General features: G+C 74.1%; 19 protein-coding genes and 1 CRISPR repeat array. Of the genes, 13 read left to right on the top strand and 6 right to left on the bottom strand.

Features of this window, described 5'->3' with window-relative positions:
- Window positions 1-64 precede the first annotated feature (64 nt).
- The 5 genes from ACIP4P_RS35780 to ACIP4P_RS35760 all read left to right on the top strand — a co-directional run bounded on the left by ACIP4P_RS35780 (window position 65) and on the right by ACIP4P_RS35760 (window position 4226).
- Window positions 65-1072, top strand: coding sequence for an MsnO8 family LLM class oxidoreductase (locus tag ACIP4P_RS35780; RefSeq protein ID WP_400925739.1), 1008 nt, complete (start codon window positions 65-67; stop codon window positions 1070-1072).
- Between the two features lie 611 nt (window positions 1073-1683).
- Window positions 1684-2067: a hypothetical protein gene (locus ACIP4P_RS35775; protein ID WP_400925737.1), complete on the top strand. Its 384-nt coding sequence runs from the start codon at window positions 1684-1686 to the stop codon at window positions 2065-2067.
- Between the two features lie 187 nt (window positions 2068-2254).
- Window positions 2255-3307 (top strand): hypothetical protein, encoded by a 1053-nt coding sequence (locus ACIP4P_RS35770; protein ID WP_400925736.1) that lies wholly within the window; start codon window positions 2255-2257, stop codon window positions 3305-3307.
- Between the two features lie 82 nt (window positions 3308-3389).
- Window positions 3390-3785 carry a roadblock/LC7 domain-containing protein gene (locus ACIP4P_RS35765; protein ID WP_400925734.1) on the top strand — a complete coding sequence of 132 codons (396 nt, stop codon included), beginning with the start codon at window positions 3390-3392 and terminating at the stop codon, window positions 3783-3785.
- Between the two features lie 66 nt (window positions 3786-3851).
- On the top strand, window positions 3852-4226 hold the full coding sequence (locus ACIP4P_RS35760; RefSeq protein ID WP_350512562.1) for a hypothetical protein: 375 nt from the start codon (window positions 3852-3854) through the stop codon (window positions 4224-4226).
- Window positions 4227-4304: 78 nt separating this feature from the next.
- On the opposite strand, the gene ACIP4P_RS35755 is transcribed toward ACIP4P_RS35760, so the two are convergent.
- The 6 genes from ACIP4P_RS35755 to ACIP4P_RS35730 all read right to left on the bottom strand — a co-directional run bounded on the left by ACIP4P_RS35755 (window position 4305) and on the right by ACIP4P_RS35730 (window position 9824).
- Window positions 4305-4706 carry a DUF6188 family protein gene (locus tag ACIP4P_RS35755; RefSeq protein ID WP_400925731.1) on the bottom strand — a complete coding sequence of 134 codons (402 nt, stop codon included), beginning with the start codon at window positions 4704-4706 and terminating at the stop codon, window positions 4305-4307.
- 85 nt (window positions 4707-4791) lie between these two features.
- The gene (locus ACIP4P_RS35750) at window positions 4792-5952 is read right to left on the bottom strand and encodes an NUDIX hydrolase (protein WP_400925730.1); all 1161 of its coding nucleotides are present in this window, start codon (window positions 5950-5952) and stop codon (window positions 4792-4794) included.
- 176 nt (window positions 5953-6128) lie between these two features.
- Window positions 6129-7013, bottom strand: coding sequence for an SGNH/GDSL hydrolase family protein (locus ACIP4P_RS35745; RefSeq protein WP_400925728.1), 885 nt, complete (start codon window positions 7011-7013; stop codon window positions 6129-6131).
- Window positions 6988-8286 (bottom strand): glycosyltransferase, encoded by a 1299-nt coding sequence (locus ACIP4P_RS35740; protein WP_400925726.1) that lies wholly within the window; start codon window positions 8284-8286, stop codon window positions 6988-6990. The genes ACIP4P_RS35745 and ACIP4P_RS35740 overlap by 26 nt, the downstream gene beginning before the upstream one ends.
- Window positions 8283-9527 carry a glycosyltransferase family 4 protein gene (locus tag ACIP4P_RS35735; RefSeq protein WP_400925724.1) on the bottom strand — a complete coding sequence of 415 codons (1245 nt, stop codon included), beginning with the start codon at window positions 9525-9527 and terminating at the stop codon, window positions 8283-8285. The genes ACIP4P_RS35740 and ACIP4P_RS35735 overlap by 4 nt, the downstream gene beginning before the upstream one ends.
- A 108-nt stretch (window positions 9528-9635) precedes the next feature.
- A complete protein-coding gene (locus ACIP4P_RS35730; RefSeq protein ID WP_350512556.1) occupies window positions 9636-9824 on the bottom strand; it encodes a DUF1508 domain-containing protein in 189 nt (62 codons plus the stop codon).
- Window positions 9825-9967: 143 nt separating this feature from the next.
- A CRISPR array of direct repeats spans window positions 9968-10237; the repeat unit is 24 nt; unit sequence AACCCCCGCGAGCGCGGGGCCGAC.
- 1362 nt (window positions 10238-11599) lie between these two features.
- On the opposite strand from ACIP4P_RS35730, the gene ACIP4P_RS35725 reads away from it, so the two are divergent.
- The 8 genes from ACIP4P_RS35725 (at window position 11600) to ACIP4P_RS35690 (ending at window position 23567) form a co-directional block, all read left to right on the top strand.
- The gene (locus tag ACIP4P_RS35725) at window positions 11600-12343 is read left to right on the top strand and encodes a glycosyltransferase family 2 protein (RefSeq protein ID WP_400925721.1); all 744 of its coding nucleotides are present in this window, start codon (window positions 11600-11602) and stop codon (window positions 12341-12343) included.
- Window positions 12340-12882, top strand: a complete 543-nt coding sequence (locus tag ACIP4P_RS35720; RefSeq protein WP_400925719.1) for a hypothetical protein — start codon at window positions 12340-12342, stop codon at window positions 12880-12882. The genes ACIP4P_RS35725 and ACIP4P_RS35720 overlap by 4 nt, the downstream gene beginning before the upstream one ends.
- Window positions 12879-13694 carry a polysaccharide deacetylase family protein gene (locus tag ACIP4P_RS35715; RefSeq protein WP_400925717.1) on the top strand — a complete coding sequence of 272 codons (816 nt, stop codon included), beginning with the start codon at window positions 12879-12881 and terminating at the stop codon, window positions 13692-13694. The genes ACIP4P_RS35720 and ACIP4P_RS35715 overlap by 4 nt, the downstream gene beginning before the upstream one ends.
- Window positions 13691-14782: a glycosyltransferase family 4 protein gene (locus tag ACIP4P_RS35710; RefSeq protein WP_400925715.1), complete on the top strand. Its 1092-nt coding sequence runs from the start codon at window positions 13691-13693 to the stop codon at window positions 14780-14782. Before ACIP4P_RS35715 ends, ACIP4P_RS35710 begins: the two co-directional genes overlap by 4 nt.
- A gap of 94 nt (window positions 14783-14876) precedes the next feature.
- A complete protein-coding gene (locus ACIP4P_RS35705) occupies window positions 14877-17252 on the top strand; it encodes a DUF2206 domain-containing protein (protein WP_400925713.1) in 2376 nt (791 codons plus the stop codon).
- The gene (locus tag ACIP4P_RS35700; RefSeq protein ID WP_400925711.1) at window positions 17249-18553 is read left to right on the top strand and encodes a glycosyltransferase family 4 protein; all 1305 of its coding nucleotides are present in this window, start codon (window positions 17249-17251) and stop codon (window positions 18551-18553) included. Before ACIP4P_RS35705 ends, ACIP4P_RS35700 begins: the two co-directional genes overlap by 4 nt.
- Window positions 18553-21252 (top strand): polysaccharide pyruvyl transferase family protein, encoded by a 2700-nt coding sequence (locus ACIP4P_RS35695; RefSeq protein ID WP_400925709.1) that lies wholly within the window; start codon window positions 18553-18555, stop codon window positions 21250-21252. Before ACIP4P_RS35700 ends, ACIP4P_RS35695 begins: the two co-directional genes overlap by 1 nt.
- Window positions 21249-23567 carry a glycosyltransferase family 4 protein gene (locus tag ACIP4P_RS35690; RefSeq protein ID WP_400925707.1) on the top strand — a complete coding sequence of 773 codons (2319 nt, stop codon included), beginning with the start codon at window positions 21249-21251 and terminating at the stop codon, window positions 23565-23567. Before ACIP4P_RS35695 ends, ACIP4P_RS35690 begins: the two co-directional genes overlap by 4 nt.
- The last annotated feature ends 124 nt before the right edge of the window (window positions 23568-23691 follow it).

Below are 23691 nucleotides of genomic sequence, written 5' to 3'. Positions count from 1 at the left end.
GCGGGCGGCGGGCCGCACCGGCCCCGGGGAATGCCCACCCGGCGGCCGGGTGTTGTGCACCGACGTGACCAGCGCTACGCCCGCGACCAGGCTCTCCGTCCTCGACCGCTCCCGGACGAGAGAGGGTGAGGAGCCGGCGCAGGCGCTGCGGAACACGGTGGCCTTCGCCCGTGAGGCCGAGCGGCTGGGCTACCACCGGTTCTGGGTCTCCGAGCACCACGGCGTGCCCGGGGTGGCCGGGTCGGCGCCGACGGTGCTCGCCGCGGCGGTCGCGGCGGCCACCACCCGGATCCGGGTCGGCACCGGCGGGGTGATGCTCCCCAACCACCAACCGATGGTGGTGGCCGAGCAGTTCGGTGTGCTGGCGGCGCTGTTCCCGGGGCGGATCGACATGGGGCTCGGCCGCTCGGTGGGCTTCACCGACGGCGTCCGGCGGGCGCTCGGGCGGGAGAAGGACGCCGCGGACGACTTCGGTGGCCAGCTGACCGAGCTGCTCGGCTACTTCGACGGCTCGCAGCAGGTGCACCGTGACGTCCACGCCCGCCCGGCCGAGGGTCTGCACGTACCGGCTTTCGTCCTGGCCACCGGCGCGGGCGCCGACCTGGCCGCCGACGCCGGGCTGCCGCTGGTCATCGCCGCCGCCCGTGGCGAGGAGCGGATGCTCGCCGCGATCGAGGCCTACCGCAGCCGCTTCCGCCCCTCCGCCCAGGCCGCCGAGCCGTACGTGGTGGTCTCGGGCACGGTCGCGGTGGCGGAGACCGAGGAGCGGGCGCGGGACCTGCTCGTCCCGGAGGCCTGGGCGGGCGCCTACTCCCGTACCCACGGGGAGTTCCCGCCGCTGGCGCCGGTCGACGAGATCCTCGCGCGTGCGATGAGCGCGCGGGAGCGGGCCGCGTTCGAGCAGTCGCTCAAGGGCCACATCGCGGGCACCCCGGAGCAGGTCGCCGCCGAGTTGGCCGCCCTGGTGGCGCGCAGTGGTGCGGACGAGTTCCTGGTGGCCACCAGCACCTACGACCGCACCGCGCTGCTGGACTCCTACCGACTGCTCGCCGAGGCCGTCGGCCAGGTGTGAGCCGCGCCCTTGGTGGGGCCCTGGGCGGAGTCCGGGGTTCGATTTCTGACCAGGCGCGATGAGCTGCTACTGTTCATCTCGTCGAGGGGAAATGATCTTCCGAAACGAAGACCCCTGAACATGCGTCAGTGGTACTACCAGAGTACGCCCTACTTTCAGTAGGGAGAGTCCGTGCGATCCGGGCCTGGCGCTCCATCCGAAGGGGCCCGTTCCATTCCGTGGAACGGGCCCCTTCGTCATCTCCGGTATCTCCGGTATCTCCGGTGCACGGCGCGGGGATCGGCGACCTCGCCGACAGGCGTGTCCTCTTATCGCATTTTCGTCCTCGAAACCCTCGGCTGCAGCCCCGTATCGGCCAAGGTGCCACACCAGGTGGCCGTCGGACGGCGGTCCGGGGTGGCCGCGCGGCCAGCGGGTTTGCCCGTGAGGCAGTCCTGATGCTTCGTCACACCTTGGCCGGAACTAGCGGTAGCTGATGTGAATATGCCATTGGAATGTTCGTCCTACGGAAACCGGCAGTAGCCTTCCGTGTCGAAGCTGCCACTGCTGGTGGCGACCCGGCCGGAGTCGCACTGTGTCCGGCCACCCAGACCCCCCTCGAAGGAGCCGGTGTGCCGGGTATCGACGACTGTCTCTCCGGAGCGATGGCGATCGCCGGAGCCCGCTCGGCGAGCCTGGTCGACTGGGGCAGCGGCCTCGCCCTCGGCAGTCTCGGCGAAGGCCCGTCCGGTGAGCACGAGACCGCGGCCGCCGAGGCAACCGATCTGGTGCGAGCGGCAGTTGAGAGCCAGACCTTCACGGCGACGGAGGACCCCCGCGCACCGCTGGAGGACATCATCGTCACCGCGGGCCGCAACTACCACCTGATCCGCTTCATCGACACCGTCTTCGACAGCCGACTCGTCCTGCACCTCTGGCTGGACCGCTCGACGGGCAACCTCGCGGCCGCCCGCTTCCGGCTCCAGGCCCTCGCCGAGGAACTGGTGCTGGGGTGAACGCCGGGTTCGCACCGACCGTCGCATTCCGGCCAGCCGGTCACCCGGACACCTCGCGCCCGGCCGCGCTCCACTTCCCACTCCACTTCCCACTCCATTCCCCGCTCCACTTCCCGTTCCGATCCCCGCCCTCCTCCCCGCTCCACTCCCCGTGCCCGTTCGGCCGGGCCCGCCGGCGGTGGCCCGCATGACCGCCGCGCCGTCCCTGACCGAACCCGTCGGCCAGGCCGGGGCGGTCCCGCCGCGGACCCCGGGCGAGGCCGTCTCCCTGCTCGCCGCCCGCCGTGCCACCGGCGCCCTGTACGGCCCGCTCGGCAGCCTGCACCTGGTCGACGGCCAGGTGGCTGCCGCCGAGTCCCCGCGCGCCCCCGGCCTGGCCGACCTGCTGACCGGCTGCGGCCGGATCACCCGTGCGGGCTGGGCCGAGCTGCTGCACGACCACGGCCCGCGCGGCCGGGTCGGCGAAGTCCTGGTGGAGCGACAGCTGCTCAGCCGCGGCGAGCTCGAACTCGGCCACCTGGGAACGCTGTTCGACGCCGCCTACTTCGTCCTCGCCGACCGGGCCGGCGGCACCTGGCGGTTCGAGCCCGAGGCCCGGCACTGGCTCGGCACGGTGGCGCTGGTCGACCCGGTCCGGCTGGGCCGCGAGGTCGAGCGCCGGCACCAACTCCTCGACCGGATCTGGCCCTGGCCGCAGCTCGACACCGCCCCGGTCCGTCCGGTCGAGCGCGGCCGGTGCCCCGCGCACCGCCCGCCCGGCCGCCGTCGACGCGAACTGCTCGACCACGCCGACGGCCGAAGAACCCCGGCCGACCTGGCCCGACTGCTCGGCCGCTCCGGTTTCGGCGTGACGGCGGACGTCCGCCGCCTGGCCGCCGCGGGCCTGCTCGACGCCCCGCGGCACGACATCCCCCGGCACGAGGTCCCGCGGCACGACGCTCCGCGACACGACATCCCCCGGCACGAGGTCCCGCGACACGACGCCCCGCGGCACGCTGCGCCGACCGACCCCGTTCCGCCGGCCGCACCGCCCCCGGCCACCGCACCCCCGCGGCCGGTCGGCGGCCTGCACCGCAGGATCCCCGGCGCCACGCTCCGCACCACCCCGCCCCCCAGCCCCGCCGCCCCCACGCGCCCCGACCGACCGCCCACCACGGCAGCGGCCCACCCGCTGGCCGTCCCCGACCCGGACATCGCGCTGCTGACCCGGGTCCGAGACCTTCTGGAGGCCCGACTTTGAGCCACTCTCCGCCCGCGACCCCGTCGTACCGGCCATGAGGCGGGCGCTCAAGCAGCGTGTCGGAAGGAGACAACTGATCGCCTTGGAGACCGAGTTGCTCGCCGAACTCCGCGCCGTCAAACGCCGTGTCCCGCACCTCGCGGGCGGCCTGGTGGCCAGCGTGGACGGCCTGTTGGTCGCGCACGACACCCACGGAACCGAACCCTCCGGCCTGGCCGCGATGACGGCGGCCTCGCTCTCGCTCGCCCAACGGCTCGCCGACAGCACCGGCCAGGGCGAGTTCCGCGAGTCGGTGGTGCGCGGCGAGCACGGCTACGTCGCCACCTACGCGGCCGGCGGAAGTTGCGTGCTCACCCTGCTGGCACTCCCGGACGTCAACGTCGGTCGGCTCCACCTGGAGGCCCGCCGCTGCGCCCGGCGCATCGCCGAGCTGCTGAACGACGCCCTGGTGCCCAAGGACCCGCGCGACGCGCTCTGACCGGATCCCTCTGCACCATCACCTCGCCATCCCACCACCTCACCAACCAAAGGGAGTTGACCAGACATGACCGACGCACCCGGCGCGCTCAAGCAGGCCATGACCACCATCGAGGGCGCCATCGGCGCGGCCCTGGTGGACTACAACAGCGGCATGGCGCTCGCCACCCTCGACGGCCCCGGCGGCCTGGACCTCAACGTCGCCGCGGCCGGGAACACCGACGTGGTCCGCGCCAAGATGCGCACCATGGACATGCTCGGCCTACAGGACGGCATCGAGGACATCCTGATCACGCTGAGCAGCCAGTACCACCTGATCCGCCCGCTGGCCGGCCGCACCGGCAAGGGCCTGTTCCTCTACCTCGCGCTGGACAAGGGCCGGGCCAACCTGGCGATGGCCCGCCACCAGCTCACCAGGATCGAGGCCGACCTGGAGGTCTGATCAGGCCCCGGTCCCTCAGGGCCTGTCCGGCGGATCCCCGCTTGACGAGGCCCCGGTCGACGAGGCCCCGGCGGCGGCTCACGCCCCGCCGGGCTCCGTCCACCGGACCTCGCCGCCCGCCAGCCCCGCGCACACCGCGCCCTCCGCGGTCAGCACGCTCCACGGCGCGAGCACCGCGTGCGGCGGGACGGACAGCGCACCGCCCTCCGCGAAGCCCAGCTCCAGGCCGCCGGCCAGGGTGATCCGGGCGGTGCCGACGGTCCGGCCGACCAGCGTCAGCAGGGTGGGGGTCGGCCGGAAGGTCAGCGCCGGGAAGAAGTGCTCGACCTCCTCCGGTTCGGCGAAGGAGGGCGCCGCGAAGCGGAACTCGTGCGCCACCCGTACGGTCACCGGCCCGTCGAGCCGCAGGTCGAGCCGGACTCCGCCGCTGACCGCCTCGACCCGCCGGCCGGCCAGTACCTCAGTGATCGCGTTCTGCATGCTCCCAGTGTTCACCGACCGGGCGCGCCTGAACCTCCTGAACCTCCCGACCACCGGACCACCCCGATCACCGGGACCGCCCGGATCACTGGGACGACCCGGACCACCCCGCCCGCCCACGCACCAGCTCGACCGGCCCGGCCGCCCGCTCCCGGGCCGCCAGCGCGGCGGCCACCCGCTCCCAGGACGGCCCGGACAGCAGCGTCCGCGCCTCGGCCGGGTCGCAGAGCCGCCACTCCACCAGCTCCTGCTCCTGCAGCTTGATCGAGCCGAGCAGCTCCTCCGTCACCGTGCCGCCGTCGTACACGTACACCAGGACGGCGGTGTCCTGCCCGGTCGCCGGATCGGCCCCGGGATCGGCCGCCGTCCCCGGCTGCCAGTCCAGTGCCAGCAGCGACCCGGGCTCGACCTCCCAGCCCAGCTCCTCGCGGACCTCCCGCCGCGCCGCCGTACGGGGCGTCTCCCGCTCCGCCTCGACCCCGCCGCCGGGCAGCGTCCAGTGCGGCCGCTCTCCGCGCGGCCCGTCCCACGGCCGCAGCCGCACCAGCAGCACCCGCCCGTCACCGTCCGTGAACAGCGTCCGCGCCTTCGCCCGGATCCGCGGCCGGGTGGCGTAGAAGGTGTCCCGGTCCATCGGCGCTTCGGGCGACGTCTGCTCCACCGCCGGCCCGGGCGCGCTCCCCAGTCCAGGCGTGCCCCCCGACCCGGACACGGCGGCCAGCCCGGTGTACTCGGGCACCGGACCGTCGGCCGGCAGCTCCCGCAGGGTGTGCCCGGCCGGCCGGCTGTCCTCCAGCTCCAGCGGGCCGGCGGTACGCGGCGCCCGCAGACAGGCCGTCACCCGCCGTGACAGCCGGGGCGGCAGTGCGTGCCCCGCCTCCTCCGCCGTCAGCCAGGCCCAGCCGCCGACCTCCGCCGCGTCCGGTCGGATCGCCGCCACCTGTTCCGCCGTCAGCGGCTCCGCCCAGTAGAGGTACGCCACGATCGGCGGACGGCTCGGCATCATCGCCCAGTCGACGCACGCCAGCGGCCCCAACCGGGGCGTGAACCCCAGCTCCTCGGCGATCTCCCGCTCCGCCGTCTCCCGGGGCGACAGGTCGCCGGGCTCCCAACCGCCACCCGGGACCGCCACCGGATGCTTCCGGTCGTACGGCAGCCGCACCACCAGTACGCGCCCCCGCTCGTCCGGGAACAGCACCCCGGCCGCCGCCAGAATCCCCCGACCCGCCCTGTCCGACGTCTCCACCCCGGCTCCTTCCGCCACATCACTCCCCATCACTCCCCGGGGACGACACCCCGGCCGACCCGATGGTTCCCACCCGCCACCCGGGCCGACCCCACCCCGACGGGTGATCCAGCTCCCCACCGGACCCACCCGGCCGACCGGCTCACCCGGCTGACCGGCTCACCCGGCCGACCGGCTCACCCCAGCGAGGCCAGCGCCTGCGCCGCCGCCCGGGCCATCTGCTCGTCGTGCCGCCCGCTCGCCCCGCGCAGACGGGCGGCGCCCTCCACCGCCGCCAGGGCGAGCAGGCCCGGCAGCAGGTCGGTGCTGCGGGCGGAGACCCAGCGGGTGCCCCGGGTGGCCATCCACCACAGGTCGGCGGCCAGGCCCGGCGGCGGCTCGGCGGGCGCGGCGGTCGGCGGCGGGCCGAGCGGGTGCCCCGCCGTACTGAGCAGTTCGTGGTACCGGCGGGCGATCAGATGGTGCCCCTCGGCGCTGGGGTGGAGGCGGTCCACGCTCAGCAGGTGCCGCTGCTCGGTCCAGGGCAGTTCGGCGATGTGCAGGTGCACCGCCCGGTGCCGCAGGGTGAGGGCGTGCACCACGGTGTTGACCGCCCGCATCCGCCGGGCCAGCGGCCGGGCGAGCGGCTTGGGCAGCCGGAGCAGCAGGCCGGGGTCGGGCAGGCAGGCGGTCAGCAACACGGCACCGTGGCTGGACAGTTCACCCAGGGTGGCGTCCAACTCCAGGGTGGTGTGCCGGATGTCGAAGCCGGCCCGCAGGGTGTCGTTGCCGCCGACCAGCACCGCCGCCAGCTGCGGCCGCCGGGCCAGCGCGGCCGGGAGTTGACGGATCGTCAGATCGGCGGTCAGGGCGCCGGCGTAGGCCAGGTTGGTGAACTCGACCGACTGCCCCTCGGGTGCCAGTGACCGCGCGAGCAGGGCGGCCCAGCCGCGCCACTGCTCACCGACTTGGTCCCCGATCCCCTCCGTCAGGGAGTCGCCGAGCGCCACGAAGCGCAGCAGCTCGCCCGCCGTGGGCCGATCCTCCGCCGCCCGGTCAGGCCCGGCGTCCAGCACGCTCATCCCGCACCCCTTCCCCCGCGTCGGAGCCGACCACCCCGACCACCCCGTCCGCCGCCTCCGCCGCCTCCGCTGCCGCCACCTCCGCACCGGGCCGCCGGACCCCGTCCTCCGTCGTTCCCGCACCAGGCGCCCGCACCCCGTGCGCCGCCAGGAACCCGGCCACCGCCGCGGGCCAGCCGTACCGTTCCGCCTGCGCCCGCGCGGTCGCCCGCCGTACCTCCTCCGGCCGCCGCAGCAACTGGCCGACCGCGGCGGCGAAGCCGGCCCCGGTGTCGACGGCCGCCACCCCGGCGAGCCCGATCAGCCCGGGCAGCGCGGACGAGCGGCTGGCCACCACCGGCGTCCCGCAGGCCAGCGCCTCCATCGCGGCCAGCCCGAAGGTCTCCACCGGTCCGGGGGCCAGCACCACGTCCGCGCTGCCCAGCAGTCCGGCCAGCTCGGTGCGCCCGTTCAGGTGACCGAGGAACCGCACCGGCAGCCGCAGCCGCGCGGCCCGGGCCGCCAGCCGGTCCCGCAGCGGGCCGGCTCCGGCGACCACCAGGACGGCGGGCAGGCCGCGTGCCCGCAGCCGGGCCAGCGCCTCGACCGCCCGCTCGGGCCGCTTCTCCGCGGAGAGCCGGGAGCAGAGCACCAGCAGCAGCTGGTCGGCCGCCGCGTACCGGGCCCGCTCCACCGCCCGGCGCTCCGCCGGCAGCGGCCGCAGCGCCGTCAGGTCGACCCCGAGCGGCGCCCGGACCAGGTTGGGCACGCCGATCCGGCGGAACTCCGCCGCCGCCCAGTCGGTGGTGCACAGCACCGCGTCGTACGCGCGGGCCGTCGCCGCGTTGAGCCGGTCGGCGGCCGCGCCCGCGAGCGGCCCGGGCACGCCCCAGGTGCGCAGCAGCCCGGTGGCGCTCTCGTGCGAGACCATCACCGAGCGGACGCCGTGCCGGCGGGCCCAACTCCCGGTCCAGCGCAGGGTCGTACGGTCGGAGACCTCCAGCCGGTCGGGGCCGAGCCGGGTCAGTTCGGCGGCCACCGCCCGCTGGTCGGTGAGCAGCCGGTAGCCGCCGCTGGCGGGCAGCACCGGGCCGGGCAGGGTGACCACCAGGCCCTGTTCGGTGTCCTCCTCGGAGCGCCGTTCACCGGGCACGATCAGGACCGACCGGTGCCCGGCCGCCCGGTACCCGGCCCCCAGATGGCGCAACGCGGTGCGCAGGCCGCCGGAGACCGGGGTGACGAAGTTGGCGAGCCGCACGATCGTCAGCGGCCCGCCGTGCGGCGGGGGTGTCATGCGGGCAGCTCCTCCGGCAGGGGCGGCGGCACCACCGGGCGGGCGGAGGCGGTCCACGCGGGGGCGACGAACGGCAGCACGGCCGACACCGGCACCCCCCGGTGCTCGGCCAGCACCTCGGCGTAGTGCCGCAGCAGCAGGTCCCCGACCGCCTCCCAGGTGCGGGCGGTCACCTCGGCCCGCCCGGCCTGCCCGTAGGCGGCCCGCCGGGCCGGGTCCGCGGCCAGTTCGGCGACCGCCCGGGCCACCGCCGCGCCGTCCCGGGGCGGCACCAGCAGCCCGGTGCGGTGGTGCGCGACTAGGTCCAGCGGGCCGCCGGCGGCCGGGCCGACCACCGGGACCCCGCTGGCCATCGCCTCCTGGATGGTCTGGCAGAAGGTCTCCAGCGGGCCGGTGTGCACGAAGACGTCCAGGGTGGCGAAACATCGGGCCAGCTCCTCGCCGGTGCGGCGGCCGAGGAACACCGCGCCGGGCATCGAGGCCCGCAGCCCGAGCGCCGACGGGCCGTCGCCGACCACCACCACCCGCACCCCGGGCAGGGCGGACGCGGCCGCCAGCAGGTCGACCCGCTTCTCCGGCGCCAGCCGTCCGACGTACCCGACCAGCACCTCCCCGCCCGGCGCCAGCGCCCGGTGCAGCGCCTCGTCCCGGTGCCGCGGGTGGAAGCGCACCGAGTCCACCCCGCGCGGCCACAGCTGCACCCGGGGCACCCCGTGCGCGGTCAGGTCCTGCGCGGCCGGGGTGGACGGCGCCAGGGTACGGGCGGCCGCCCGGTGCACGGCCCGGATCCGTCGCCAGGCCGCGGCCTCGCCGAGCCCCCGCCCGGCCCGGTAGGCGTGCGCGTACCCGGCCAAGTCGGTCTGGTAGACGGCCACGGCGGGCACCCCGAGCCGGGCCGCGACCTGCATCCCGCGCGCGCCCAGCACGAACGGGCTGGCCAGGTGGACGAGGTCCGGCCGGTGCCCGCCGAGCGCGGCCGCCAGCTGCCGGCTGGGCAGCGCGATCCGCACCTGCGGGTAGCCCGGCAGCGGCATCGACGGGATGTGCACCACGGGGATCCGCTCCGCCTCGGTGCCGGAGCCGAAGGTCTGCGGCGGGCAGTGGGCGCCCCGCGCGGGCGCGGGGGTGACGACGAGGGGCCGGTGGCCCCGGCGGAGCAGGTGCTCGGCCGTCCGCAGCACGCTGTGGGCGACTCCGTTGACCTCGGGAGGAAAGGATTCGGTGACGATGGCGACGCGCATGCCTGAGTTCTGTCCACGCCCGGCGTGCACCCGGCCAAAGGGATCTGTCGTACAAGCGAACGCGGGTCGGCGATTTGCACCGCCGACCCGCGCCCCGGACCCACCGCGTCACACCGACCCGGCCGCCTCCTTGAGCTCCGCGTACGGCGCGAGCTTGCGGATCGACTCGATGCTCCTCAGACAGTCGTCCTTGCTCTCCTGCGGATCCCCGGTCACCACGACCGTCCCGTTGCTCGCCTTGAGCCGGAACCGGTGCATCCCGCTCTCGTCCATGTACAGCTCGAACTTCCCAGCCATGCCAGTGACAGCCTTCCGCTTGAGTGACCCCCTCGCTCGAAAGGTACGGTCAAACCCATCACCCCGCAGACCACCTGCCCCACCCGAGTGGCACCCATCCGAGCCACGGAGCCGAGGACCCCTACCCGCCCCTGCACCCACGAGCACCCCGCGAGCGCGGGGCCGACGATTCCCACGCGGTTCCCCGGGCCTTGTTGGGAGATCAACCCCCGCGAGCGCGGGGCCGACTCGGGAGATGGGGGGGCTGCAGGGAGGCGCCGGAGAGGAACCCCCGCGAGCGCGGGGCCGACACGCCGCCCGCGCAGGTGCCTGCGATGTTGGCGGAGCAACCCCCGCGAGCGCGGGGCCGACCGTACGTGGGGTTCAGCGATGGCCGAGGGAGCGAGAGCAACCCCCGCGAGCGCGGGGCCGACCTCCAGATGCCCGGCCGCGATCCGGTCATGGAGTTCGTGCAGTGCCGCGTCGGCCGATACCACTGCGGTGCTGTCGGCAAAGGCCCAGGACTCGATCACGACGCGAGCCTCTCATATGCGGCTGGGCCTCGGGGGCTGTGATCCCGTTGCTGCTTCGCAGTGGGTGGGTCGCACTCTCGCTGTTGGGACCAGAATGCGGTACGGAGTAGTGCCTGGCTGACGGTCGCGTAGAACTCGCTGTCCTCTCGGCGGTTGGCGTCTTGCGGGGTCGTCGTTCGAACGGTACGGGCCGTGACGTGCCGCGCGGTGAGGCGGACAGCGATTCCACCCGGCCGGTGACTGCGGCGGTGTTTTCGGCTCGAAGTCGCGAGGGAGTCGGGATTTCACTGGGAAGTCCGGAACCGCCCGGAGTCGCGTCGCGAGGGGAAGAGGAATGGCTCGCCGACCCGAAGGCAGCGGCGGTGAAATGGGTGGAGAAACGTTCATTCCTTTGTGCAGCGGCTGATGAACAGTGCTGGAAAGCCCGGTGTAGTGACTTTCCGGGGCCGGTCGGCGTGCGACCACGTCATCGGCCACCGCCGACGGGTCGGTGGCCGGCGGAAGGCGGGTCTCAAGTCGGAGGTGGGGCCGCTCCGGAGCGGGTCCCGGCGATCGTCAAGTGCCGTGCAGTAGAGAGGCTCTGACTGAGCATCAGTCTCACGGTGTCCGCCTCCGTCGCAGGTGCGCCCGCGGTCGGACCGGCTGCCGGCGGATCGCCGGAAAGCCGTCCCGGGCAGCGGGATCGAATCGAAAATGTGATCGCCATCGGAGAATTGTCAGCGGTCGTTAAGGATTCTCAGAAACGCCGCCCCGGCGAACCTCTCGCGGGAGAGAACCCCAAGTCCGGGCGCTGTAAAGCTGAGAATCGGACGAAGAAGCCGGAAACTGCTTCACAACCCGTCAGGCCGCTGCCTAGTGTGGTGGTCATGCCGCACGGCGATGCGCTGGGATACAGCCATCCACTGCCTGAGGGGGAGTCATGGGGGTCTCCGGTGTCGCCGCTGCGGAGCGAAGGACCGCCCCTGTCAGATCGGTTCGGGAGAGCCGGTAGACGTCCAGGGGTGACGGGCGGGCGGCCGCGCCCACTCGACGCCGGGGTGTGCTGACCCCGTGCGACCCGGCAGGTCGGACCCTGCCGGTGAACCCGGCCGCCCTCCGTGTGCTCGTACCCACCTGTACGGATCCCGACCGTCGCGGCGCAACTGCCCGACGGTGCCGACGGGTTGTCCAGACCGCGCTGCCAGGCGCGGTCCCACCCGACCCCACGCTCTCTCGTGGGTCGGACCAGCCGGCGTTGATCTCCGCCTGCCAGAGGGAGTTCACATGAACACACTGTCCATCGTCATACCCGCGCTCAACGAGGCCGAAAACCTGCCGGCCGTGATGGCGTCGATCCCGTTCGCCGAGCTGGAGGAGGGCGGGTGGCGGACCGAAGTGCTGGTCGTCGACAACGGCTCGACCGACGGCACCGGCGACGTCGCCCGGCTGCTCGGCGCCCGGGTCGTCGACCAGCCCGCGCGCGGTTACGGCAACGCCTACCGCGCCGGCTTCGGCGCCGCCACCGGTGAGGTGATCGCCACCGGCGACGCCGACCGCACCTATCCCTTCGACGCGCTGCCCCGCCTGCTGCGCACCCTGGTCGACCACGACGTCGAGTTCATGACGACCAACCGGTTGGCCCGTGGCAACAGCGAGGCGATGAAGCCCTCCCACTCGTTGGGGAACCACGTGCTCAGCGCGATCAGCCGCTCCCTCTTCCGCAACGAGCTGCGCGATTCGCAGTCCGGCATGTGGGTGTTCCGGCGCTACGTCTGGCAGCGGCTGGACGTCCGCTCCACCGGGATGTCCTTCTCCCAGGAGATCAAGAACGCGGCCACCAGGGCCGGTTACCGGTACCTGGAGCTCCCGATCGAGTACCGCAAGCGCGGCGGGCAGGTGAAGCTGAACGCGCTCCGGGACGGCACCGAGAACCTGCGCCAGCTCTTCGAGCACACCTTCCGCCGCGCCCGCCCGGTCCGCCGTCCGATGCTGCTCGACCGCGCCGCCCAGGAGTTCGACACCGTATGACCGAATCCCTGGGCGGGGTCCAGGGCCTGACGCCGTCGGCCCCCCCGTCCCACCGGGCGGGCCGACGGCCGGGCGGCCCGCCCGGCCGTCGGCGGCCGCGCCCGCGGGCCCTGGCGTTGCTGGCTGCCGTGCTCGCGACGGCGGTCGCCGTCCCACTGCTGTGGGCGCAGCCGACGGTGCGCCTGGCACTGCGCCAGACGTTCACCCGGATCCCCGCCGACTACGACGAGTTGTACTTCACCCAGCTGCCGACCACGGCCGGTGGCCAGGCGGTGATCCCGCTCTCGCTGGTGCAGCACGGCACCCCCACCCCGAACCTCCAGTTGCGGGTCTCGCTCACCACCCCCGGTGGCACGGTCACCGGGAGCACCACCGTCACCCTCGTCCCGAAGCCTGACGCCCCGGTGGGCACCACCGTCCACCTGCCGCTGACCGAGCCGGACGCGGAGGTCCAGGTCGCCTTGCTGGGTCATGACCAGACCCTGCACTACCGCTTCCAGGCCGCCGCCTCCCCCGAACCCGAGGCCTCACCACGATGAACGCCACGACGAACGCCACACCGAACAGCACGAACAGCACGACGAACAGCACGACGAACAGCACAACGAGCAGCACAGCGACCGGCACGACCGGTCGGCGGCACGTCACCGTCACCACCAGCTGGGACGACGGGCACGTCCTCGACTCCCGCCTGGCGGCGCTGCTGGAGCGCCACCGGCTGCCCGGCACCTTCTACATCGCCCCGCGCAACCATGAGCTCGCCCCGGTCGAGCGGCTGCCCGCAGCGGGCATCAGGGAGCTGGCCGAACGCTTCGAGATCGGCGGGCACACCCTGACCCACCAGCGGCTGCCGCGGCTGACCGACGCCGACGCGGCCGGGGAGATCCGGGCCGGCCGGGAGGAGCTGGAGTCCGTCATCGGCCGACCGGTGACCAGTTTCTGCTATCCGCGCGGCGAGTACGCCGCCCGCCACCTCCCGCTGGTCGACCGGGCCGGCTTCACCCTGGCCCGCACGGTGCGGCGCGGCCGCCTGCGGCCCGGACGCGCGCTGGAGCTGGCCACCACGGTGAACGCCTACGCGCACCGGGTGGACGGGCCGTCGGCCGTGCGGTTGGCCCGCGGCCGGCCGCGGAAGGCGGCCAGGCTGTTCCTGGCCTGGGACGAGTTGGCCGTCCACTGGTTCGAGCGCTGTCTGAGCGAGGGCGGCGTGTACCACCTGTGGGGCCACAGCTGGGAGGTGGACGCCCGGGGCGACTGGGCCCGCCTGGAGCGGGTGCTGGCGCACATCGCGGACCGCCCGCAGGTGGCGTACCGCACCAACGGCGAACTGCTCGACCTGGCGGCCCGATGAGCACCGTCCTGCAGATCACCCCCTACTACCCGCCCCATCTGGGCGGCCTGGAAAGGGTGGTGGAGAACCTCGCGGCCGGTCTGGCCGCGCGGCACGAGGTCCAGGTGCTGACCACGACGATCGGTTCCGGCGGTGCCCCGCGGCGCAGCAGGCAGGGCGGCGTGACGGTGCGCCGCCACCGCTCGGTGGAACTCGCCCACACCCCGCTGGTCCCGGGACTGCCGCTGGCACTGCTGCGCGGTCGGCGGGACAGCGTGCTGCACCTGCACGCCGCGCACGCGTTGCTGCCCGAACTGGTCGCGTTCGCCGCCCGGTTGCGCCGCCGGCCGTTCGTGTTGCACTTCCACCTGGACGTCGACTCCTCCGGCCGGCTCGGTGTGCTGCTGCCCGCCTACAAGAAGTACGTCTTCGGCCCGGTGCTGCGGTCGGCCGCCGCGGTGATCGTACTGACGCAGCGTCAGGCCGACTTCGTCCGAACGGTCTACCGGGTCCCCGAGGGACGGATCCGGGTGGTCCCCAACGGCGTGGACGGCGGCTATTTCATGCCGGTGCGCGAACCGGTCGATCGGCCCCTGCAACTGCTCTACGTGGGGCGGTTGAGCCCGCAGAAGAACGTCGGCCGACTGCTGGAAGCGATCGCCCTGCTGCACCGGCCGGTGCGGTTGCGGATCGTCGGCGACGGTGAGCTGCGCGGCCGACTGGAGCGGCAGGCCGCCGAACTCGGCCTGGAACAGGTGGAGTTCGTCGGGGCGAAGCTCGGGCCGGAACTGGTCCGTTGCTATGCCGAGGCGGAGGCCTTCGTGCTGCCCTCGGACCGGGAGGGGATGCCGCTGGTGGTGCTGGAGGCGATGGCCGCCGGCCTGCCGGTGATCGCGACCGACGTCCCCGGCAACACCGAACTCGTCCAGGGCGTGGGCCTGTTGGCCGCACCGGACCCGGCCGCACTGGCGGCCGCCGTCGACCAGGTGGCGGGCGACGCCCGGCTGCGCCGTCGGCTGGCCGAGCAGAGCGTCGCCGCGGCGCCCGCCTTCGCGTGGGACACCGTGGTCCGGCAGGTGGAGCGGATCTATGCGGAGGTGCTCGGATGACCGGGCGGGAGCGGGAGCCCACCCCCGCGCCGCTGCCCGTCACCGGCCCGTCGACGGACGCGATGCCGACCGGGGCAGGCCGATGAGGCGCGTGGTGGCCCCACTACGGCGCAGCGGCCGGGCCGTCGTCCGCCGCACCGGAGCCCGGTGGAGGCTGCTGGCCGTCACCGCGCTCGCCGCGGCCGTCGAAACCCTGCCCGGGGTGCCGACCCCACTGCTGGTGCCGGCCGGCTGCTGGTTGCTGCTGGGCGGGCCCTGGGTGCTCTGGTACGGGTATGCCGACACCTTCGTCGCCACCAGGACCGGGCGGGCCCTGGTGGCCGTCGGGCTGGCGGTGGGCGGTGACCTCGCCACCGAGTTGCTGCTGAACACCACCGTGCCGTTGCTCGGCGACGACCGCCCGCTCCGCCAGGCCCCGTTGGCGCTGTCCGCGGCGCTGGCGGTCCTGCTGATGACCTGGACGCTGCCGCTGCCGGGCCCCAGCGCCGACCCCAGCCCCGAGCCCGAGCCCCGACCCCGACCCCGGCGCCGAGCCGGCACGGCACGCCGCCGCACTCCGGGCCTGCGCCCGGTGCTGCTGCTCGGGGCCGGCTGCCTGCTGCTCGCCGTCGGCGGGGCGATCCGGCTGAACAACGGCCTGGGCCCGACCATGGCACTGCTCGCCCTGGGGGCGATGGCAGTGCTCTTCGTCCAACTGCTGCGCGGCCGCCGCCGCTACCCGGAGGAGGTGCTCTGCCTCGGCCTGTTCCTGCTGGCCGCCGCGCTGCTGCTGCTGACCTCCCTGCGCGGCTGGTTCATCACCGGCCACGACATCCAGCGCGAGTACGAGGTCTTCCAGTTGGCGTCCGGCGCCGACCGCTGGCAGATCGCGGCTTTCCGCGACCCCTACAACGCCTGCCTGAGCATCACCCTGTTGCCCACGGCGTTCGCCCGGCTGACCGGGATCAGCGGCCTGTACGTCTTCAAGGCCGTCTTCCCGCTGCTCTTCGCGCTGAGTGTGCCGCTGGTCTACCGTTCGGTGCGCAACCTCGCGCGGCGGACGGTGGCGCTGCTGTCCGCGCTGTACTTCGCGGCCTTCCCCACCTTCTTCACCGACATGACCTTCCTGGCCCGCCAGGAGATCGCCTTCCTGCTGTCGGGTGCCGCCCTGGTGGTGCTCACCGACCGGGGGCGGCCGCTGCACCGGCGACGGGTGGTGTTCACCGCCCTGATGGGCGGCGTGGTGCTCTCGCACTACTCGACCACCTTCGTGCTGGTGGCGGTGCTCGCCGTCGCGCTGCTCACCGATCACGGCTGGCGCCTGCTCTCCCGGCTGCGGGCCCGGCGCGCCGGACGGCCGCGGCCGACCGCCACCGCTTTCGTGACCTGGTGGATCGTGCTCGCCACGGCGGTGGCCGCGGTGCTGTGGACCGGACCGCTGACCGGCACCGGCGGGCAGCTGCGCAGTACGGTCAGTGCGACGGTGCAGGACATCACCAGCCCGGCCCAGGTGCAGAGCGGCTCCTCGGACACCTCCTACAGCCTGCTCGGCGGGCAGGCGGTCAGCCCGCAGCAGCGGCTGGCCCAGTACCAGGCGAGCACGCTGCACCTGACCGCCGAGGGCCGGGCGAAGGGTGACTACCTGCCGGCCGAGGAGGTCGGCCGGTACCCGGTGGCGGCGGTGACGGAGCCGGACCTGCCGCTCACGTGGCTGGGTCGAGCGCTGCAGCACACCGGTCTGGACGTCTCCGGCGCCAACAAGGCGATCCGCCAGTGGGCCGCCGACCTGCTCCAACTCCTGCTGCTGGTCGGGCTCGCGGTCTGTCTGTGGACCAAGCGGCGGGCCTTCCGACCGGTGCGTGACCAGATCACCCTGACCATCGGCATGCTGACGGTGATCGGGCTGCTGACCGTGCTGCCGCAGTTGTCCGTGGACTACGGCGTGCTGCGCGCCTTCCAGCAGGGCCTGTTCTTCTTCGCGCCGTTCATCGCCGCCGGTTCGCTCTGGGTGTTCCGCTGGGCCGGGCGCTGGACGCCGCCGCTGGCCGGCGCCCTCGCGGTGGCCTTCTTCCTGGACCTCACCGGGGCCGTCCCGCAGTTGATCGGCGGCTACCCGCCCCAACTCAACCTCAACAACGCGGGCCAGTACTACGACATCTACTACGTCCAGCCGCAGGAGCGGACCGCGATCACCTGGCTGGAGCAGCTCACCGCCGGCGATCGGACGCAGAACGTCCAGTCCGAGGTGCAGACGGACCGCTACACCTTCAGCCGGCTCCAGACGTTGATCCGCGGTCGGGCTCTGGACGACATCTACCCGACGTTGATCGGCGCCGACTCCTACGTCTTCCTCGGCAGCACCACGGTGGCGAAGGGCGAGGCGACCGCCTTCTACCAGGGCGACCTGGTGACCTACCGCTACCCCACGGGCCTGCTCGACGCCACCAAGAACGAGATCTACAGCAGCGACGGAGCGGAGATCTACCGATGACCCACGAGACCGCGAAGACCCCGAAGACCCCGAAGACCGCGAAGGCCCCGAGGAGCGCCGACAGCGCAAAGGCCGGACGGGTGCTGCTGGTCAGCCACTACTACCCGCCGCACGTCGGCGGGATAGAGAACGTCGTACGCCAGGAGGCCGAGCAACTCGCCCGCCGCGGCGTGGCGGTGACGGTGCTCACCACCGGCGCACGCCCCGCCCGGGCCCAGCCGGACACGGACGCGGACGCGGACGCGGATGCGGATGCGGTGACAGCGCCGGAGAACGGGAAGGCAGGCGTACGGGTCCTGCGCTGTGCCGCCTGGAACGGCATCGAGCGTCGCACCGGCGTACCGTTCCCCGTCCCCTCCCCGCAACTGCTGCTCGACGCGGTGCGCGAGGCCCGCCGGGCCGAGGTGATCCACCTGCACGACTGCCTCTACCCGACCTCCTGGGCCGCCTGGGCGGCCTCGGCGCTCACCCGCACCCCGCTGGTACTGACCCAGCACGTCGGCCTGGTGGCGCACCCCTCGGCACTGGTGCGGAACGTGCAGCGGGTGGTGTACGGGGTGTTCGGGCGGGCCCTGTTGCACCGGGCCCGACGGGTGCTGGTGCTGAACGACACGGTCCGCGCCTTCACCCGGGCGCACGGCGCCCGTGCCCACGCCGTACGGCAGTTGGCCAACGGAGTGGACACCGTGCTGTTCCACCCGGCCGGTTCGGCGGCGGAGACCCGGCGGCTGCGGGAGCACTACGGGCTGCCGGTGGACCGGGCACTGGTGCTCTTCGTCGGACGACTGGTCCCGAAGAAGGGGTACGACCTGCTGCGCGCGGCCGCCGATCCGGCCTACGACCTGGTCTTCGTCGGGACCGGCGCCGGGGGAGAGGAGCACCGCGGCGGCGGCGCCGGGGTCCACCACCTCGGGTCACTTCCGCCCGACCGGGTCGCCGAGGTCTACCGGGCCTGTGATGTCTTCGCGCTGCCCTCCACCGCCGAGGGCTTCCCGCTCACCGTGCAGGAGGCGATGGCCTCGGGGCTGCCGGTGGTCACCACCGACGACCCGGGTTACGCGCCCTACGCGCTGGACCGGGCCGAGGTCAGCCTGTTGCCGCGCGACGCGCAGCGGCTGCGGGCCGAACTGGCGGCCCTGGTCGCCGATCCGCCCCGGCGGAGGCGCATGGGGCGCTACTCGCGGTCCTACGCGGAGCGCAGCTTCGGCTGGTCGGAGCACGTGAGCGCACTGCTCGGCCACTACGCGGCAGCGAGCACGCCGAGCGCCGGGTGGGCCTCGACGGGGACGAGGTCGGGCTGATGACGCCTGACCGCCCACGGTCCCCCGCCCCCGGTGCCGGCGGGCCCGACCGCGCCGACCGGGCCGACCGCGCTGTACGGCCCGACCGCGCCGACCGGGCCCGCAGGCCCCGCCGGGTCGACCGCATCGCGCACGCCGTCCGCACCGCCCGCCACGACCAGGTGGCCCGCAGCTCCGTCTACCTGATGGCCGCCACCGTCAGCACGGCCGCCCTGGGTTTCCTGTTCTGGGTGGCCGCCGCGCGCCTGTTCTCCCCGAGCCAGGTCGGCACGGCCACCTCGCTCACCAACGCGATCTCGCTGATCGCCTACTTCAGCCTCTGCGGCCTCAACAGCACCCTGGTACGGTTCCCGGCCGCCCCCGAGCGGCGGCACGCGCAGATCAACCGGGCCGTGCTGCTGGTCTTCGGAGCCGGCTGCCTGCTCGGCACCGGCTACCTGCTCGGGCTGCCGCTGTACGGCACCCGGCTGCTCGCGGTGCGGGCCGACCCGGTGCAGGCGGGGCTGATCGTACTGTTCTGCGCCCTGTCGGCGGTCAACCTGCTCACCGACGCGGTCTTCGTCGGCGAGCGGCTCGCCCAGTACAACACCCTGGTCGACGGGGTACTGCAGGGCCTGGCCAAGCTGGGGCTGCCGTTCCTGTTGACGGGTCTGGGGTCGTTCGGGCTGGTCGCGTCCATCGGCGGCGGCTACGCGGTGGCGGTGCTGGCCTCGCTGTGGTTCCTGAGGCGGAGGATCGGCCTGCGCCCGACCGTGCTGGGCGGCGGCACCCGACTGCGCGAGCACCTGGGCTTCTCGGCCGGCAGCTACCTGTCCAGCCTGCTGAACCTGGTGCCGCTGCTGGTGCTGCCGCTGCTGGTGCTGCAACGCCTGGGCACCGAGGCGGCCGCCTACTACTTCGTCGCCTTCCAGATCGCCAACCTGGCCAACGCCGTCCCGTTCGCGGTCTGCGAGTCGATGTTCGCCGAGATATCCGCCGACGAGTCGCGCCTGGTGCCCGTGCTGCGCCGCTCGGCCCGGCTGATCGTCCTGCTCCAACTCCCGGCCGCGGTGGTGCTGGCGGCCGGCAGCGGGTTGCTGCTGCGCCTGTTCGGCGGGTCCTATCCCGCACGGGCCCAGGGTCTGCTGGTGGTGCTCGCGGTGGGCACCGGCGCGGTGGCCCTGAACACGGTCGGCAGCTTCGCGCTGAAGCTGGTCCGCCGGATGGCACCGCTGGTGTGGAGCAACGTCGTCTACGCCGTGGTGACCGTGGGCCTGGCCGCCGCGTGGGCCGGGCACGGACTGATCTGGTTCGGCTACGCCTGGGGCCTGGGCAACCTGGCCTCCGGCCTGATCGCGGTCCTGGCGCTGGCCCGCACCCCGCTGCCGGCCCCGGCCGCCACCCCGCCCCCCGCTCAGGCGGGCCTGCGAACGGAACACCTCCCCATGCGAGTGCTGGTCGTCAACGCCTACGTCCGTGAGAACGCCGGAGACGCCGCCCTGCTGGCGGTGTGCCTGCGCCAGGTCCGCGCCGCCTTCCCGGAGGCCGTGATCACCGTCGCCGGGATGGAGGACCCGGAGGTCCACCCGGCCTTCGACGGCGCCGCCAACATCGGCTCCATCCGCCGCTACGTGGCGGACGCCGGGATCGGCACCGCCCGCCGGATCGCGCGCAAGGCGATGGGACTCCTGGCCCTGCCGCTCGTCCTGTCACTGCCGTCGCGCGCGCCGGGCAGGCTGTTGCGCACGCTGCTGCCGACCGAGGTGTGGCGCGAGGTGGAGGCGGTGGAGGGGGCCGACCTGGTGGTGTCGATGGGCGGCGGCTACTTCAACGCCCGTCCGGGCCTGGACGGTTACCAGAACGTCTTCTACGTGGCGCTGCCGCTGCTGCTGGCCCACCGCCGGGGCGTGCCGGTGGTGTTCGCCCCGCAGTCCTTCGGCCCGTTCCCGGCCCCGGTCCAACGCCGGCTCGCCGCCTACGTCCTGCGCCGGGCCGCGCTCGTCCTGACCAGGGAGGACGTCAGCACGGACATCCTGGCGAGGTGCGGGGTGCACGGCGGCCCGGTGCGCCGGGCGGTCGACTCGGGGTTCGCCTTCGCGCCCCCGTCGCGGGGCGACTGGCGGGCGAGGCTGGGGGTGGGCCCGGAGGTGCCACTGGTCGGCGTGACCGCCCGACAGTGGCTGGCGGCCGCCGAACAGGAACGCTACGAAAGGGCGTTGGCGCAGACCATCGACGCGGTGCGGGCCACCGGTGCCCAGGTGGTGCTGATCCCCCAGGTCACCACCGACTACCTGGGCGACGACGACCGGATCGTGGACCGCCGGATCGCGGGTCACTGCGCCACGCCGCCGCTGCGGGTGGACGAACGGGTCGACTTCCGCGAACTCAAGGGCCTGTACGGCGAGTGCGCCTACGTGCTGGGCACCCGCTTCCATTCGGTGATCTTCGCGCTGACCAGCGGGGTGCCGTGCATCGCGATCGAGTACGAGCACAAGACCCGCGGGATCATGCGGGACCTGGGGCTCGAATCCTGGGTGCTGCCGATCGCCGAGGTGTCGGCGGCCAGCCTCGGCGCACTGGTCGAGCGACTCCGGCTGGGGCGTGAGGAGTACCTGAGGGTCCTGGCCGAGCGGCTGCCCGGCTACGTGGCCCGGGCCGAGGAACTGCCGGAGCTGCTGCGCGCCGCCACCGACCGCCGGCCGGAGCGGGTGGCGGCATGACCGGGCGCACGGTACTGCTCGCGACCCCCTACTTCCCGCCCGACACCGGCGGGGTCGAGCAGTACACCTGGGAGCTGGCCCGGCAGTTGCGGACCCGGCACGGCTACCGGGTGGTGGTCGCCGCGACGGTGGGCGACGGCGGCCGCCCGGGCCGGTACCGGGAGCGGGACGGTCTGGTGGTGCACCGGCTGCCCGCCCCGCTGCGGGTCTCCCGCACCCGGCTCGGCACCGGCTGGATCACCGCACTGCGCGCGCTGATCCAGGAGGAGCGGGTCGACCTGGTGAACGCGCACGCCCCCGTGCCGCTGTTCGCCGACGCCGCCGCCAGGGCCTGCGGGGCACTGCCGTTCGTGCTGACCTACCACACCGGCCGGATGCACAAGCGCGATCCGCTGCGCACGGCCGCCTGCTCGCTCTACGAGCACACCCTGCTGGCCGGCACCGTGCGCCGGGCCGCCGAGCTGATCTGCTCCTCCGACCACGTCCGGGGCGACCTCGCCCGGCTGTTCGCCGGGCGGGCCGTCACCATCCCGCCCGGTGCCGACCTGGAGCGCTTCACCGCGAGCCCGGTGCCGGGCGGGCCCCGGATCCTCTTCGTCGGCTCACTCGAACGTGCCACGTCCTACAAGGGGTTGACCGATCTGCTGCGCGTCCTCCCCGAACTGGCCCTGCACGTACCGGGGGTGAGCCTGGAGGTGGTCGGGGACGGCTCGGCCGCGGCCACGTACCGGCGCCTGGCGGACCGCCTGGGGGTCGCCCGACGGGTGCGGTTCAGCGGCCGGCTGGCCGGAGCCGAGTTGGCCGACGCCTACCACCGGGCCCGGGTGGTCGCGCTGCCCACCCACTACGACAGCCTGCCGAGCGTGCTGGTGGAGGCGATGGCCGTCGGGCGCCCGGTGGTCAGCACCCGGGTCGGCGGCATCCCCTCGCTGGTGACCGAGGACCGCCCCGGCCCCTTCGACGGCACCGGTCCCTTCGACGGCACCGGCCCCTCCGACGGCACCGGCCTGCTCACCGACCCCGGCGACCGGCCGGCCCTGGTCGCGGCGCTGACCGCGGTCCTCGGCGACGAGGCGCTCGCCCGTCGGCTCGGCGCCGCCGGCCGGCGCCGGGTCGAGGCCGGGTTCTCCTGGGAGCGGCAGGCCGACCGGACGGCGGAGGTCTTCGCCCGGGCGCTGTCCGGCAGGCGCCGGCGCGGGGTGGCGGTGGTGGCCCCCTACTACCCGCCGAAGATCGGCGGCGTGGAGAACTACGCGGCCAGGATCGCCGGGGCGGTCGCCGGGGACCCTGGCCTCCGGGCCGCCGTGATCACCAGCAACACCACCGGCCGCCGCACCACGGTCCGGGTCGAGGACGGTCTGCCGGTGGTCCGGCTCGGTACGTGGGCCCGGTTCTCCAACACCCCGCTCAGCCCGCTCTGGCCCTTTCAACTCCCGTACTGGCTGCGCCGCCTGGACATCGACGTGGTCAGCGCGCACGCCCCGGTACCGGGCCTGGCGGACCTGGCGGTGGCGCTCGGCGGCGCCAGGGCCTCGGTGCTGACCTACCACGCGGGCTCGATGGCCAAGGGCGAACCCGGCGTGGACCGGCTGATCGGCTGCTACGAACGGTTCCTGCTGCCGCGGGTCTTCCGACGGGCGGCGGCCCTGGTCGCGGTCTCCCCGGTGTCGCTGGCGGCCGGCCACAGCGGTGCGCTGCACATCCCGCCCGGCGTGGACACCGACCTCTTCACCCCCGGCCCGCCGGCCGTCCGGCGGGCGCCCACGGTGCTCTACGTCGGGCGGATGGACCGCACCTCGGCCTGGAAGGGCGTACCGGTGCTGCTGCGCGCCTTCGCACGGCTGGCCGACCTGCCCTCGGCCCGGCTGCGACTGGTCGGCGACGGCGACGCCCGGCCGGAGCTGCGGGCCGAGGCGGACCGGCTGGGCATCGCGGACCGGGTGGAGTTCACCGGGGCGCTGACCGGCCGGGCCCTGGTGGCCGAACTCCAGCAGGCCGCCCTGCTGGTCCTGCCCTCGCTGAGCCAGGCCGAGTCCTTCGGCATGACCCTGATCGAGGCGATGGCCTGCGGCACCCCGGTGGTCGGTTCGCGGGTCGGCGGCATCCCGTACGTGGTGGACGACGGCGTGACCGGACTGCTGGTGGCGCCCGGTGACGAGCGCGAGCTGGCCGCGGCGTGCCGACGGCTGCTCACCGACACCCGCACCGCCGACCGCTTCGGCACCGCGGGCCGCCGCCACGTCGCCGAGCACTACGCCTGGCCCGGGCTGACCCGGCGCTACCTGGAGCTGTTCCGGGAGCCGCCGCGGTCCTGAACGCAGCGGTGGGTTCCGGCCGCCGGGGCGGGTGCGGCCTCGCATGTCCTCCCGCGTCGCCGTCCGATCGGGTGTCACTATCGGACGGATCCGCACGGAACAGAGCATTTCGCCCTTGAGGAGG

Origin of the sequence: Kitasatospora sp. NPDC089509, from assembly GCF_044749365.1 — a bacterium.
Classification (GTDB): domain Bacteria; phylum Actinomycetota; class Actinomycetes; order Streptomycetales; family Streptomycetaceae; genus Kitasatospora.
Note: the sequence above shows the minus strand (reverse complement) of the source record. Positions and strands in the feature narration are given on the sequence as shown.